Genomic DNA, 12455 nt, shown 5'->3' on the forward strand with positions numbered 1-12455 from the left:
GTCTTATAGTTCATCTAAAGGAATCACCCATTATGTTACGGCGACACCCAGCAATCAGGCGGAGACCCCCTTTATTAGAGTGATGAGCCATGTCCACGATCGCGCCCATCCCTAGCCCGCTAAGCGGTGCTACCCCCGCCTCGACGCACAGCGCCGGGGCTTTGTCGCGTGCGTCTGCTACGGCAAGCGCCACGCAAACCCCCACCAGCCAAGCTCAGGCCAAAACCCAAGCCCCTTCGCTACAGGCGGCCAACGCGCAAGAGCGCGCACAAGACGCGTTGGCGCAGGCCCAGCAAAAGGTAGAGCCGGGCGAGCTGCAAAAGCAGATCGACACGGTAATGGCGCAGGCGCAGGTGCAAACTTCGCTGCAGTTCCGCGTAGACGACGACGTGGGCGAAGTGGTGGTGTCGGTGGTAGATTCCGACTCCGGCGAAACCATCATGCAAATTCCCAACGAGGCAGCGCTGTCCATTGCCAAACGCTTGGCAGAGTTTGGGAGCGGGCTGGTAAACCAAGAGGCGTAACGCTTTAAACGGCTAAGGCAGCCGCGCCTATTCAAGTTTTTTCTCTGGCTGCCGTTACACTAAGCGATGCAGCATGGCTTCAGGAATCTGACAGCGGAGAATTTAACATGGCGAGTCTTTCCAGCACCGGCATTGGCTCAGGCCTTGATGTCAGCACAATCGTAGCCAAGTTGGTGGCCGCCGAGCGCGCCCCAACTGAAAACCGCATTACACGGCTAGAAACCACCACCAAGGCACAAATTTCGGCCTTTGGCAGTATTAAAGCAGCGCTTTCTGGCCTTGAAAGTGCGCTAAAAAAGCTGGACGGAGCAGGCAGCCTCCCCGGCCGCAAGGCCACAGTGGGCACCGACGCAGGCTTTGCCGCCAGTGTCGATACCAAAGCCGCACTGGGCATCTACTCCGTCACCGTAGATGCACTTGCCACGGCACATAAGTTGCAGTCGGCCGCAGCGGCCAAAGACACCCAAATTGGCAATGGCACCCTCACCATTCAAGTAGGCACGGGCGATAGTTTCGATATCACCATCGAGCCGGGCAAAGGCACGCTGAACGATATTCGCAGCGCCATCAACGCGCAAGGCGCGGGTAAAGGCGTGTCGGCCACCATCGTGCGCGGCGACGCGGGCGACGTGCTGGTGCTCTCCTCTACCAAAACTGGCAGCGAAGGTGCCATGACCATCACCTCAAGCGGTGGCGATGGCGGCCTTTCGGTGCTGAACACATCGGGTGGCACACTCACCGTGGCCGCCGCCGCGCAAGACGCGCAAGTCACCGTGGACGGCATTTCCCGCACGGTGTCTAGCAACCACATCACCGACATGATCGACGGCGTAACCTTGGACCTCACCAAAGCCAAGCCGGGTGAGTCGTTTAGCTTAGAAGTGACCTCTGACCCCAGCACCCTCAAAGCCTCAATGTTAAGTGTGGTCAGCGCTTACAACACTGCGCTAAGTGCCATTCGTACGCAAAGCGCTGCGGGTGGTGAAGGCGCTGTAGCGGGCGCACTCAGCGGCGACTCCATGACCCGCGGCATTCAGCAATCGCTGCGTAATGCTATTGGCGGAAGCTATTCAGACCTCGCCGAGATGGGCTTTAAGACCGCCGTCGATGGCTCGTTAAGCCTTGATGGGGCCAAGTTTGATGCAGCCATGGCGGCCGACCCGGGTAAGATCAAAGCGGTATTTGGTGAAGAAGGCAGCTTGGGTAAAGGCATGCGCGATATGCTGCATAATTACTTGGGCGACCAAGGCACCCTAACCGACCGCACCAAGGGCTTGAACGACCGTCTGAAATCAGCCACCCAACAGCGCACCGATCTTGACGCCCGTATGAGCCGCGTTGAAGCGGCGTATCTGCGCCAGTTCACCGCGCTGGATACTATGATGGCCAAGATGCAAAGCACCTCCAACTACCTCGCCCAGCAATTGGGGCAGATTTCCAACTCTAAATAACGGCTCGCCATGAACGCACACGCCTACGCCCAGCAGTACCGCCAAACCGCCGTGAGCAGTGCTGTGCTAGACGCCAGCCCACATAAGCTGGTGGCTCTGATGTTGGCCGGTATTCGCGAACGTTTGAAACTGGCCTCGGCCTGCATTGCCCGCGAAGATTTTGCCCGCAAAGGCAAAGCCATTGGCGAAACCAACCTGCTGCTGGGGGAGTTAAACGGCTCACTTGACCACAGCGCCGGCGGCGACATCGCCGACGGTCTTTCGGCCCTATACGACTACGCCCAGCAGCGCCTCACCGAAGCCAACCTCAATAACGACGCCACCATTTTGGACGAAGTAGATAGCCTAGTTGCCGACATTGAAAGCGCCTGGCTGGCTATTGACCCGGATAAGCGCTAAAAGGCAGGTATGGCCGACTACACCCCCGGAACACCCCCGCCACTACCCGCTGAGGCGGTGCGCAAGGCGCTTGGGGAAGGCAATTTGGATGCAGCGGAAGCCTATTTAGATGCCCACGACCGCGCTGTGCGCCAGCTATTGCCCCCCGATGAAGCGGCCACGCTGGATGCGCGGCAGCGCCAGGCATGGCTGAACTTGATTGAAGAACAGCAGGCACTTTACGCCGAACTGGGCCAGCTACGTGACCACACTGCCGACCAATTACAGCAGCTGCAGCGCCACCAACGTGGTGCCAGCGCGTATTTGCAGGCCATGGAATGAACGCCGATAGCGCCAATACTGCGCTGTTTGGCAATGCGCTGACATGCGAAGACAGCCAGCGTGCCAGTTTTTACACAGAAACCCTAACGCCCGCACAAGCGCAGCGTGTTTGCGCCCGCACCGAAACCAGCCTGCGCGCCATTGCCACCATTGAAGACAGCACGTCTGAAGACGATGAAGGTAAGCAGTCTTTAGCACTACGCCGCATTGAAGCCCGGCTGGAACTGCTCACAGCGATGGTGGCCAAACTTGCCCACCCCACCGCCGAGCCGGAGCCTACTCCGTTGCAACTACGCTGGTCAGCGCTTGGAGCGCGGTTTATTGCTGAAACGGCGGCAGAGGAAGGGCAAGCCGGGATCTTCCGCACCCGCATTGTGCCGTGGCTGCCTGAGCCGCTGGAAATCCCGGCATCGGTGCTGGCCTGCCAACCCGTTAGTGGCGGGTATCAGCTGTGGCTGCGCTTTACGCCCCTTACCGAGGGGCTAACCTCTGCGCTAGAGCGCCACTTATTTCGCCTGCACCGCCGCGCCATCGCGGAGCGGCGGCAGCAGGTTTGACGGCCGCTTACGGGCGGCGCGCCAGTGCTTCGGTGTCTTTTGCTTTTGGCATCAGGTCTTGCTTGTCCACCGTCAGCGGCCCAATGGTGAGCAGCGCGCCGGAGATGAAGATCGACGACAGGGTGCCGATTACGATACCAATCATCTGCGATTCGGCCATACCGCGCAGCGAATCGCCGCCGTACATATACAGCGCCAGTGCCGTGAGGAAGGCCACAAAGGAGGTAATTACGGTACGCGATAGGGTTTGGTTCACCGAGCTATTGAGAATTTCGGTGGGCGTTGCGCGCATGCTGCGGAAGTTTTCACGCACGCGGTCGAACACCACGATGGTGTCGTTGATGGAGAAGCCCATCACCGAGAGGATACCGGCCAGCACGTTGAGGTCGAACTCGTGCCCGGACACCGCAAACCAGCCTGCGCACACCACGACGTCGTGCAAGGTACCGATAATCGCAGCAATTGCGAACTTCTTCTCAAAGCGCATCGAGATATAGAGCAAAAAGCCCAGCATCACGAAGATCACCGCGTATAGGCCGTTCAGGGCAAGGTCTTTACCTACCTGCGCGCTGATCACCGAACTGCTGCGCTTGGTTGCCGGATTGTTCTCAAGCGATGCGGCCTTGGCTACGGCGTCGCCAATGCTGCTGGCTTTGCTAGCGCCACCTTCCTGCGTGCCTTCGGCCTGCAGGCGCACCAAGAGATCGTTGCCGCTGCCGAAGTTCTGCACCTGTGCGCCGTTGAAACCGGCGGCATCAAGCTGGTCGCGCACTTTATCCACGTCGGGCGCTTTGTCGTAACGCAGCTCAACGCCAATACCGCCGGTAAAGTCCAGCGCAAAGTTGAATCCGCGTGTGGCCATGGCCCCTACAGCCACCACCACCAGCAACAGGGCGATGGAAAGTGAGACCCAGCGCATCCGCATAAAGTCGATGCGGCTGTCATACGGGAACACATTAAAAGGTTTCATTGAGCGTGCTCCTTAAATCGCAACCGACTTGATCTTGCGCTTGCCGCCGTAGATCAAGGTGGCGATACCGCGCGAAACCGACACGGCGGTATAGGCCGAGGTGATGATGCCAAGCATGGTGGTCATGCCGAAGCCCTTCAGCGGGCCGCTGCCGAAGGCAAACATGGCAAGACCGGCGAGGAAGGCGGTGACGTTGGCGTCCAAAATGGTGCCGGAAGCGCGCTCATAACCTTCTGCGATGGCTTTCTGTGGAGGCAGACCAATACGCAGTTCTTCACGAATACGCTCGTTGATCAGCACGTTGGCGTCCACCGACATACCCACGGTGAGTGCGATACCAGCAAGCCCTGGCAAACTCATGGTGGCCCCGATTACCGACATCAGCGCAAACACCATCAACAGGTTGATCAGCAGCGCAAGGCAGGTGATCAGGCCGAATACGCGGTAATAGACAAGGAAGAAGATCAGCGCAAAACCGAACGAGAAGACGACTGCCTTCAAACCACGGTCAATATTTTCTTTACCAAGGCTTGGGCCGATGGTGCGTTCGTCCACGAAATCCATCGGTGCGGCCAGCGAACCAGCACGCAGCAACAGCGCAAGGTCGGCGGCTTCCTTCATGCTCTCAAGGCCGGTGGTTTGGAACTCTTTACCCAGCGTGCCTTGGATGGTGGCAACGGAAATCACCTGCTCGTTGATGCGGGTGGTGTGTACTTCCTTACCATCAACGATTTTGACCTCAGGAATGCGCTCGATATACACCACGGCCATTGGCTTACCCACGTGGGCGCTGGAGTAGTCGAACATGCGCTGCCCGCCGATGGCGTTCAAACGCACACGCACCGCCGGGGTACCAGACTGCGAATCAAAGAATGACGAGGCCGTTTGCAGCTGATCGCCCGAGGTGATCACGCGCTTATTCAGCAGCACCGGCAGCGGCTTACCGTCGGGGCCAATTTCTTTACGGTTATAGATGCGCGCTTCCGGCGGTACATTGCCGGTATCGCGCGCTTCAATCGCGTTGCCGTCCACTACACCGCGATATTCTAGTGTGGCAGTGGCACCCAAGATGCGCTTGGCCTGCGCGGTATCTTGCACACCCGGCAGCTGCACCGCCACGCGGTCGGCACCTTGGCGCTGGATGATCGGTTCAGCCACACCCAGTTCGTTGATACGGTTGCTGAGGGTGCCGATGTTTTGCTGTACGGCATCGCTCAAAATTTTATCGAGCTCGGCTTCGGGAATACGCACGCTGAGCGTTTGCCCTTCCGTATCCAGCTGATAGGTGGGCATGTCGCGCACGATCAAGCGCTGCGCCGCAGCCATGTCTTGCCCGGCACCAAGTTTGGCAACCACGGCGCCGCCTGCGGTGGGTTCCACCGAGATATAGCGAATGCGGTTATCCCGCAGCAGGCCACGGATATCTTCCGCTGTGGCTTCAAAACGCTTGTTCAGCGCTGCTTGCTTATCCACCTGCATCAAGAAATACACGCCGCCGCGCAGGTCAAGGCCAAGGAACATCGGCTTTGCGCCAATGCGCTGCATCCATGCGGGAACGGTAGAGGCTTGGTTCAGCGCCACCACGTAGCCGCTGCCCAGCTCATCACGCACCAGCTCGGCCGCGCGCGACTGGTCGTCATCGCTATGCGTGCGCACCAGCAAGTTGCCGTCTTTGTCGATCTCCGTGCCAATCACCGGCAGTGAGGCTTTTTTCAGCATGGCATCAACGCGTGAGCGCAGCGCCTCATCGACCTTGGAGCCGCGATTTGCGGTGATCTGCACAGCCGGGTCCTGCGGGAACGCATTCGGCACTGCGTACAGCACGCTAAGCGCTAGCGTGAGCACAATCAGCAGATATTTTAGGCGGGAATATTCAAGCATTGCAGTCCCCCGCACGCGCCGTTAGGGGCGCGTGCTTCTTGCAGTAAAGAAATCAGATCGACTTCAGCGTGCCCTTCGGCAGAACGCTGGAGATGGCACCTTTTTGTACGCGCAGCTGCACGCCACTGGCCACTTCGACGGTGATAAAGCCATCGCTCAGACCTACGACGGTGCCAGCAATACCGCCACTGGTGATCACTTCGTCACCCTTGCCGAGCTTTTCCAGCATGGCGCGGTGTTCTTTCTGACGCTTCATCTGCGGGCGGATCATCAGGAAATACATGACCGCAATCAGGATGATCGGGAACAGCAGGGTGGACATCATGCCGCCCGGCTGTGCCGGTGCAGTGGCTTGGGCATGGGCGACGGGAATCAAAAAATCAATCGGGTTCATTCGGAATCCGTAAGCAAGTAAAAACAAAAGGGTTGGCGAAAGGCCAGCCGAGGATTATGCCACGGCCAAGCCCCTTCCCGCACCGACAAGGCAAATCAGCGGCGCGAAGCGTAAAAAGACTCGCGGAATGCGGCAAAAGTTCCCATCTCGATCGCCTGCCGCATTTGCGCCATCAAACGCTGGTAGTAGCGCAGGTTGTGCAAGGTGCCCAGCATGGGCGCCAGCATTTCGTTGCAACGATCCAAATGACGCAGGTAGCCACGGCTGAAACCTCCGGCGCAGGCCACACAATCGCAGCCATCTTCAATGGGACGCAGGTCGTGTTCGTACTGCGCGTTGCGCACGCGTATAACGCCTGTGGAAGTGAAATAGTGACCGTTGCGGGCATTGCGGGTGGGCATCACGCAGTCGAACATATCCACCCCACGCGCCACCGCTTCCACCAAGTCTTCGGGCCGCCCCACGCCCATCAGATAGCGCGGGTGATCTTCTGGCAACTGCGGTGCGGTGTGGTCCAGCATGGCGTTGCGCTCGTCTTCGGTTTCGCCCACCGCCAAGCCGCCAATGGCGTAGCCGTCAAAACCAATTTGCTTCAAGCCTTCTGCCGATTGGGTGCGCAGGTCGTGGTGCACGCCGCCCTGCACAATACCAAACAGCGCCGCGTCGTTGCCTTCATGGGCTTTCTTGGAGCGTTCGGCCCAGCGCAGCGAGAGCTGCATGGATTTATCAATAATGCGTTTATCGGCAGGCTTACCGTCGATATTCACCGGCGGGCATTCATCGAAAATCATCACAATATCGCTGCCCAGCACTTTTTGGATGTGCATGGATTCTTCTGGCCCCAGAAACACCTTGCGACCATCGGTGGGCGCAGCGAAGGTCACGCCCGCTTCGGTAATTTTGCGGCGGTGGGCCAGCGAGAACACTTGGAAGCCGCCGGAGTCGGTGAGAATTGGCCCATCCCAGCGGCCAAACCCATGCAGACCGCCGTGGGCTTCGATCACTTCCAGCCCCGGGCGCAGAAACAGGTGGAAGGTATTGCCAAGAATAATCTGCGCGCCAAGGTCTTTGATCTGCTGCGGCAGCACGCCCTTCACCGAGCCATAGGTACCCACCGGCATAAACGTGGGGGTTTCGATGCTGCCACGCGGGAAGGTAATGCGGCCACGGCGCGCTGCACCGTCGGTCTTCAATAGGTCAAAGTGCATCCGGCTCATTGGGAACTCTCGGGAAAAAGCAGCATGGCGTCGCCATAACTAAAGAAACGATAACGCTCGCGTACTGCGTGCTTATAAGCCGCAAACATGCGCTCTTTCCCAGCAAACGCCGATACCAGCATGAGCAGTGTGGATTCGGGCAGGTGGAAGTTGGTCATCAGCGCGTCGATGCTGCGAATTGTGTAGCCGGGGAAGATAAAGATCGACGTATCGCCTGCGAATGGCTGCAGCTCACCATCCACCAGAGCGCTTTCTAGGGCGCGCACCACGGTGGTACCCACGGCGATTACGCGGCCACCGTTCGCACGGGTGTGGCGCACCTTGGCCACCAATTCGGCGCCGACATTGATCCATTCGCTGTGCATGTGATGGTTATGAACATCGTCCACCCGCACCGGCTGAAACGTACCTGCGCCAACGTGCAAGGTGACGTGGCCAAACTCCACGCCATGTGAGCGCAGGGCTTCCAGTAGCGCCTCATCAAAATGCAAGCCCGCGGTAGGCGCCGCCACTGCGCCTACTTCCCGCGCAAAGACGGTTTGGTAGCGCTCGGCGTCGGCGGCATCGGGGCGGCGTTCGATATATGGCGGCAACGGCAATTGCCCGGCGTGTTGCAACCAGTCTTCCAGCGCACCATCCACGTGAAAGTGCAGGCGCCAAAAACCACCTTCCTCGCGTGCCAGCACTTCGGCCTCGCCACCTGCATCCAGCGCAATGCGGCTGCCGAGCTGCGGCGCTTTACTCACGCCAATCTGCGCGCGCGCTTCGTTATTTGGCAGTAGGCGCTCGATCAAAATCTCCACACGCCCGCCGGTTTGTTTTGCACCGAACAGGCGCGCCGGGATCACGCGGGTGTCGTTGAAGATCAGCAAATCGCCCGCGCGTAGCAGCGAAGGAAGGTCACGCACGTGCAGGTCTTGCAGGGGAGTATCGCCAGCGGGGACATGCAGCAAACGGCTGGCCGAACGCTGGGCCAGCGGCGCCTGCGCAATCAGTTCATGCGGCAGGTCGTAGTGGAAATCAGAGGTTTTCAAAGGTGTCATCAACGCGAAAGCAACCGCGTATTGTACGGCGTGTTTAGCGTTCGAACTTAGTGGATAGGATGATCGAGGTATTGGTGCGCTCCACCCCGTCGATAATGCCGATGCGATCGGTAAGCACGTCCATCTCGCCCACTGTAGCCGTGACCGCCTGCGCGATGAGATCGTGACCGCCGCTAATGGAATACAGCACACGCACCTCGTGCATGCCTTGCAGGGCTTTGACCACGGCATTCATTTGCTTGGGGCGCAGGGTAATCATGATGTGGGCGCGAATGCGGCTGCGCTCTAGTTCATCATCCACGCGCACCGTATAACCGCGAATCACCCCCTGTTCTTCAAGCCGGGCAATCCGGTTTTGCACGGTGGTGCGCGATAGCCCCAAACGGCGGGCGATATCGGCGGTGGCGGCGCGGGCATCCTCACGCAGGAGGGACAGGAGTTGTTCGTCGGCAGGAGATATTCGCATATCGACAAATAATAGCGTCATTTCGCCCAAACCGCTCGTCGTTCAAGTCGAATCCACCCTACCGAATGACGGTGAACCCGTCATAATAGGAGGTATTGACGGGAGACTTACACCATGAGCTTGATCGACACCCTCGCCCCCCTACGCGCCCACGGCAAGGCCCGCACCACTGGCCTTGATGACGCCACCGTTCTGAAATTCGCCGCGCAAGACCCAGCGCTGGGCGAAGCCATTGCTGCCGCTGCAGACGAATATGCGCGCATTCGCGCCGAGTTCCCAGAGCTGCTGGACTTGGACGAAAAAGAACAAGACGCGAAGGTGCAGGCAGGTTTCGTCAACTTCTACGCGGCCGATGCGGCCAACCCATATGTGGCGCTGACCGCGCGCGGGCCGTGGATCATCACGCTAAAAGGCGCTGTGCTGTATGACACTGGCGGCTACGGCATGCTGGGCCTTGGCCATGCGCCGAAGGCGGTCATTGAAGCCATGGCCAAGCCGCAGGCGATGGCCAACATCATGACCCCGAACGTTTCGCAGCTGCGTTTCACCAACGCTATGCGCAAGGAAATTGGCCAGACCCGCGGCGGCTGCCCGTACACCGCGTTTATGTGCTTGAACTCTGGTTCTGAATCGGTATCGCTGGCTTCGCGCATTGTGGACACCAACGCCAAGACCATGACCGACCCCGGCGCACGCCACGCGGGTAAAGAGATCAAGCGGATTGTGGTGAAGGGCGCCTTCCACGGCCGCACCGAAGCACCCGCGCTGTATTCGGACTCCAGCCGCAAAACGTATAGCCAATATCTCGCCAGTTTCCGTAACGAACATTCGGTGATCACCATCTCGCCGTATGACAAGGACGAACTGCGCAAGGTATTTGCTGACGCCGACGCCAATGGCTGGTTTATTCAAGCCATGTATTTAGAGCCGGTGATGGGCGAAGGCGACCCCGGCCGCAGCGTGCCGGTGGACTTTTACAACCTCGCTCGTGAGCTCACCCACGCGCATGGCAGCCTGTTGCTGGTGGACAGCATTCAAGCCGGCCTGCGTGCTACCGGGTACCTGTCCATTGTGGACTACCCCGGCTTTGAAAGCGCCGAAGCGCCGGACATGGAAACCTATTCCAAGGCGCTCAATGCCGGGCAGTACCCGCTTTCGGTGTTGGCCGTCACCGCACACGCCGCCGAGATTTACAAGCGCGGCCTGTACGGCAACACCATGACCGCCAACCCGCGTGCGCTGGATGTGGCCTGCACCGTACTGGGCTCGCTCACCCCTGAGCTGCGCGCCAACATTCAAGAACGCGGCCGCGATGCGCTGGCACTACTGGAAGCACTGAAAACCGAGCTAGGTGGCCCGATCACCAAGGTACAAGGCACTGGCCTGCTGTTCTCCTGCGAGCTGACCAAGCAGTTCAAGGGCTACGGCGCAGGTTCCACTGAGGAATGGATGCGCGAACACGGCATTGGTGTGATTCACGGCGGTGAAAACTCGCTGCGTTTCACCCCGCAGTTCGATGTGACCAAGGCCGAGTTAGAGCTTGTGGTGAGCGTAGTAAAGCGCGCGATTTTGGAAGGCCCGAAGGTCGCTTAATTCGGCCATTCAAATTGCTTTATCGCGGGGCGGCCAGTGGTCGCCCCGTTTGTTTTCGCGCTAAGCTTATGCGTATGAAAACGGTTGAAGTAAAGCACCCACTGGTGCGCCATAAACTGGGCAAGCTGCGCGATATTCAGTCTGACCCGGTGTTGTTTCGCCTGATCGCGGGCGAGATTGCCGGCCTGTTGGCCTATGAGGCCACCCGCGACCTACCCACCGAGCCGATGACGGTGCAAACCTGGGCAGGCCCGCTAGAGGTTGACCGCGTAGCCGGTGAAAACCTCACCATCGTGCCGATCTTGCGCGCCGGGCTTGGTTTTCTTCCCGGTGTGCAGTCGCTGCTCCCAGCCGCACCGGTAAGTGTGATTGGCCTGCGCCGCGATGAAGTGACGCATCAACCAGAAGGTTATTACCAGCGCCTCGCCGACCGCATGGACGAGCGCACCGCGCTGCTCATCGACCCAATGCTTGCCACCGGCGGTAGCGCAGCGGCGGCCGTTCAACTATTAAAGGACGCGGGCTGCAAGAAGATCAAATGCATCTTTCTTGTGGCCGCACCAGAAGGGTTGGCCGTATTGGAAGCGGCGCACCCCGAAGTTGAGGTGTATGTAGCCGCCATTGACGAACGCTTAGACGAAAACGCCTACATCCACCCCGGCCTTGGTGATGCCGGTGATCGTTTGTTTGGAACGCCGGTGGATTGACGCCTAGCCTGAGTATATTTCCGATACTCAGGCTTCCAGCGCGTAAGCATCAAGCTGTTCCCACTTTTGCCCTGCGCTGAAGCGCCCCTTTTCATCTTGGGCCACCGAGGCCATTGCATAGCGCGCATCGTGGGTGAAGAACAGGCGCACGTCACGTGCTTGCATATCGCGTAGAAACGCTGTTTTCTCATCGATCAACAGCTCGGCGCAGCGGTCGTAGCCCATAGTGATCGGCACGTGTACCCAAGGGCTTCCTGGAATCAGATCGGCGCAAAACACCACACCACCGTGGGCCTGCCCATCCACGATATTTGGCCCTAAGACTTCTGCCAGCATCAGTCCCGGCGTATGGCCGTTGCTGTGATGAAAACGCACAGTGTTACCCAGCGCTGCGCAATGATCACCGCTTACCAGCTCAAGCCGCCCGGTTGCTTCCAATAGTGCAGGTATTTCTGGAATAAAACTGGCGCGATCGCGTGGGTGCGGATGCGTGGCGCGCACCCAGTGTTCTTTACCCACTACAAACGTGGCATTGGGAAACAAGAGTTGCGGCGCGCGGCCTTCGGCCCATGGTGCAAGCAGGCCGCCGACGTGGTCGAAATGCAGATGTGATAGCACGACCACGTCCACATCTTCATGGCGGAACCCAGCCTGCCCGAGCGACTCCAGCAAGACGTGGTGTTCTTCCACCACACCGTAGCGCTCACGCAGATTGAGTGGGAAAAACGTGCCAATACCGCTATCAAACAGCACAGTTTTGCCGTTAAGCGGCGAGGCCAACAGCGCGCGACAGGCAAGGTCGATGCGGTTTTGTGCATCGACTGTTACCCAGCGCTCCCACATAGCGCGCGGCGCGTTGCCGAACATCGCGCCGCCGTCGAGTTTTTGCGAATTACCTGCAATAGACCAGAGTTTCATGGGGATAAGTGTAC

14 protein-coding genes are annotated in these 12455 nt (G+C 59.1%); 7 read left to right on the top strand and 7 right to left on the bottom strand.

The window, feature by feature from the left end:
* The first annotated feature begins 89 nt into the window (after nt 1-89).
* The 5 genes from KUL77_RS08180 (at nt 90) to KUL77_RS08200 (ending at nt 3252) form a co-directional block, all read left to right on the top strand.
* A complete protein-coding gene (locus KUL77_RS08180) occupies nt 90-524 on the top strand; it encodes a flagellar protein FlaG (protein WP_297145574.1) in 435 nt (144 codons plus the stop codon).
* Nucleotides 525-631: 107 nt separating this feature from the next.
* Entirely contained in the window at nt 632-1975 is a 1344-nt protein-coding gene (gene fliD, locus KUL77_RS08185; RefSeq protein WP_297145576.1) for a flagellar filament capping protein FliD, read from the top strand.
* Between the two features lie 9 nt (nt 1976-1984).
* Complete coding sequence (gene fliS / locus KUL77_RS08190; RefSeq protein WP_297145579.1) at nt 1985-2374, top strand: flagellar export chaperone FliS; 390 nt, start codon at nt 1985-1987, stop codon at nt 2372-2374.
* A gap of 9 nt (nt 2375-2383) precedes the next feature.
* Nucleotides 2384-2695: a hypothetical protein gene (locus KUL77_RS08195; protein WP_297145582.1), complete on the top strand. Its 312-nt coding sequence runs from the start codon at nt 2384-2386 to the stop codon at nt 2693-2695.
* The gene (locus KUL77_RS08200; protein ID WP_297145584.1) at nt 2692-3252 is read left to right on the top strand and encodes a PilZ domain-containing protein; all 561 of its coding nucleotides are present in this window, start codon (nt 2692-2694) and stop codon (nt 3250-3252) included. The genes KUL77_RS08195 and KUL77_RS08200 overlap by 4 nt, the downstream gene beginning before the upstream one ends.
* Nucleotides 3253-3259: 7 nt before the next feature.
* On the opposite strand, the gene secF is transcribed toward KUL77_RS08200, so the two are convergent.
* The 6 genes from secF to KUL77_RS08230 all read right to left on the bottom strand — a co-directional run bounded on the left by secF (nt 3260) and on the right by KUL77_RS08230 (nt 9223).
* Nucleotides 3260-4222 (bottom strand): protein translocase subunit SecF, encoded by a 963-nt coding sequence (secF, locus tag KUL77_RS08205; protein WP_297145586.1) that lies wholly within the window; start codon nt 4220-4222, stop codon nt 3260-3262.
* A gap of 12 nt (nt 4223-4234) precedes the next feature.
* Nucleotides 4235-6103 carry a protein translocase subunit SecD gene (gene secD / locus KUL77_RS08210; protein ID WP_297145589.1) on the bottom strand — a complete coding sequence of 623 codons (1869 nt, stop codon included), beginning with the start codon at nt 6101-6103 and terminating at the stop codon, nt 4235-4237.
* A 52-nt stretch (nt 6104-6155) separates the two neighbouring features.
* Nucleotides 6156-6497 carry a preprotein translocase subunit YajC gene (gene yajC, locus KUL77_RS08215; protein ID WP_297145592.1) on the bottom strand — a complete coding sequence of 114 codons (342 nt, stop codon included), beginning with the start codon at nt 6495-6497 and terminating at the stop codon, nt 6156-6158.
* A 95-nt stretch (nt 6498-6592) separates the two neighbouring features.
* Nucleotides 6593-7714, bottom strand: a complete 1122-nt coding sequence (tgt, locus tag KUL77_RS08220; RefSeq protein ID WP_297145594.1) for a tRNA guanosine(34) transglycosylase Tgt — start codon at nt 7712-7714, stop codon at nt 6593-6595.
* Nucleotides 7711-8757 carry a tRNA preQ1(34) S-adenosylmethionine ribosyltransferase-isomerase QueA gene (queA, locus tag KUL77_RS08225; protein ID WP_297145597.1) on the bottom strand — a complete coding sequence of 349 codons (1047 nt, stop codon included), beginning with the start codon at nt 8755-8757 and terminating at the stop codon, nt 7711-7713. Before queA ends, tgt begins: the two co-directional genes overlap by 4 nt.
* A gap of 34 nt (nt 8758-8791) precedes the next feature.
* Nucleotides 8792-9223: an Lrp/AsnC family transcriptional regulator gene (locus KUL77_RS08230; protein WP_297145799.1), complete on the bottom strand. Its 432-nt coding sequence runs from the start codon at nt 9221-9223 to the stop codon at nt 8792-8794.
* Nucleotides 9224-9337: 114 nt separating this feature from the next.
* Between KUL77_RS08230 and KUL77_RS08235 the strand changes: the two genes are divergently transcribed.
* Nucleotides 9338-10816, top strand: a complete 1479-nt coding sequence (locus KUL77_RS08235; RefSeq protein WP_297145599.1) for an aminotransferase class III-fold pyridoxal phosphate-dependent enzyme — start codon at nt 9338-9340, stop codon at nt 10814-10816.
* Between the two features lie 74 nt (nt 10817-10890).
* Complete coding sequence (gene upp / locus KUL77_RS08240) at nt 10891-11523, top strand: uracil phosphoribosyltransferase (RefSeq protein WP_297145802.1); 633 nt, start codon at nt 10891-10893, stop codon at nt 11521-11523.
* A 27-nt stretch (nt 11524-11550) separates the two neighbouring features.
* Here upp and KUL77_RS08245 read toward each other — a convergent pair whose 3' ends face one another.
* Nucleotides 11551-12441, bottom strand: a complete 891-nt coding sequence (locus tag KUL77_RS08245) for an MBL fold metallo-hydrolase (protein WP_297145602.1) — start codon at nt 12439-12441, stop codon at nt 11551-11553.
* Nucleotides 12442-12455: the final 14 nt, after the last annotated feature.

Source organism: Thermomonas sp. (assembly GCF_019104945.1).
Classification (GTDB): Bacteria; Pseudomonadota; Gammaproteobacteria; order Xanthomonadales; family Xanthomonadaceae; genus Thermomonas.

What these genes read in the sequence shown, in the direction of transcription:
- KUL77_RS08235 (WP_297145599.1), top strand. Translation starts at nt 9,338, where the DNA reads ATGAGCTTGATCGACACCCTCGCCCCCCTACGCGCCCACGGCAAGGCC.
- fliS (WP_297145579.1), top strand. Translation starts at nt 1,985, where the DNA reads ATGAACGCACACGCCTACGCCCAGCAGTACCGCCAAACCGCCGTGAGC.
- secF (WP_297145586.1), bottom strand. Translation starts at nt 4,222, where the DNA reads ATGAAACCTTTTAATGTGTTCCCGTATGACAGCCGCATCGACTTTATG.
- KUL77_RS08245 (WP_297145602.1), bottom strand. Translation starts at nt 12,441, where the DNA reads ATGAAACTCTGGTCTATTGCAGGTAATTCGCAAAAACTCGACGGCGGC.
- KUL77_RS08195 (WP_297145582.1), top strand. Translation starts at nt 2,384, where the DNA reads ATGGCCGACTACACCCCCGGAACACCCCCGCCACTACCCGCTGAGGCG.
- fliD (WP_297145576.1), top strand. Translation starts at nt 632, where the DNA reads ATGGCGAGTCTTTCCAGCACCGGCATTGGCTCAGGCCTTGATGTCAGC.
- KUL77_RS08200 (WP_297145584.1), top strand. Translation starts at nt 2,692, where the DNA reads ATGAACGCCGATAGCGCCAATACTGCGCTGTTTGGCAATGCGCTGACA.
- queA (WP_297145597.1), bottom strand. Translation starts at nt 8,757, where the DNA reads ATGACACCTTTGAAAACCTCTGATTTCCACTACGACCTGCCGCATGAA.
- KUL77_RS08230 (WP_297145799.1), bottom strand. Translation starts at nt 9,223, where the DNA reads ATGCGAATATCTCCTGCCGACGAACAACTCCTGTCCCTCCTGCGTGAG.
- tgt (WP_297145594.1), bottom strand. Translation starts at nt 7,714, where the DNA reads ATGAGCCGGATGCACTTTGACCTATTGAAGACCGACGGTGCAGCGCGC.
- KUL77_RS08180 (WP_297145574.1), top strand. Translation starts at nt 90, where the DNA reads ATGTCCACGATCGCGCCCATCCCTAGCCCGCTAAGCGGTGCTACCCCC.
- secD (WP_297145589.1), bottom strand. Translation starts at nt 6,103, where the DNA reads ATGCTTGAATATTCCCGCCTAAAATATCTGCTGATTGTGCTCACGCTA.
- yajC (WP_297145592.1), bottom strand. Translation starts at nt 6,497, where the DNA reads ATGAACCCGATTGATTTTTTGATTCCCGTCGCCCATGCCCAAGCCACT.
- upp (WP_297145802.1), top strand. Translation starts at nt 10,891, where the DNA reads ATGAAAACGGTTGAAGTAAAGCACCCACTGGTGCGCCATAAACTGGGC.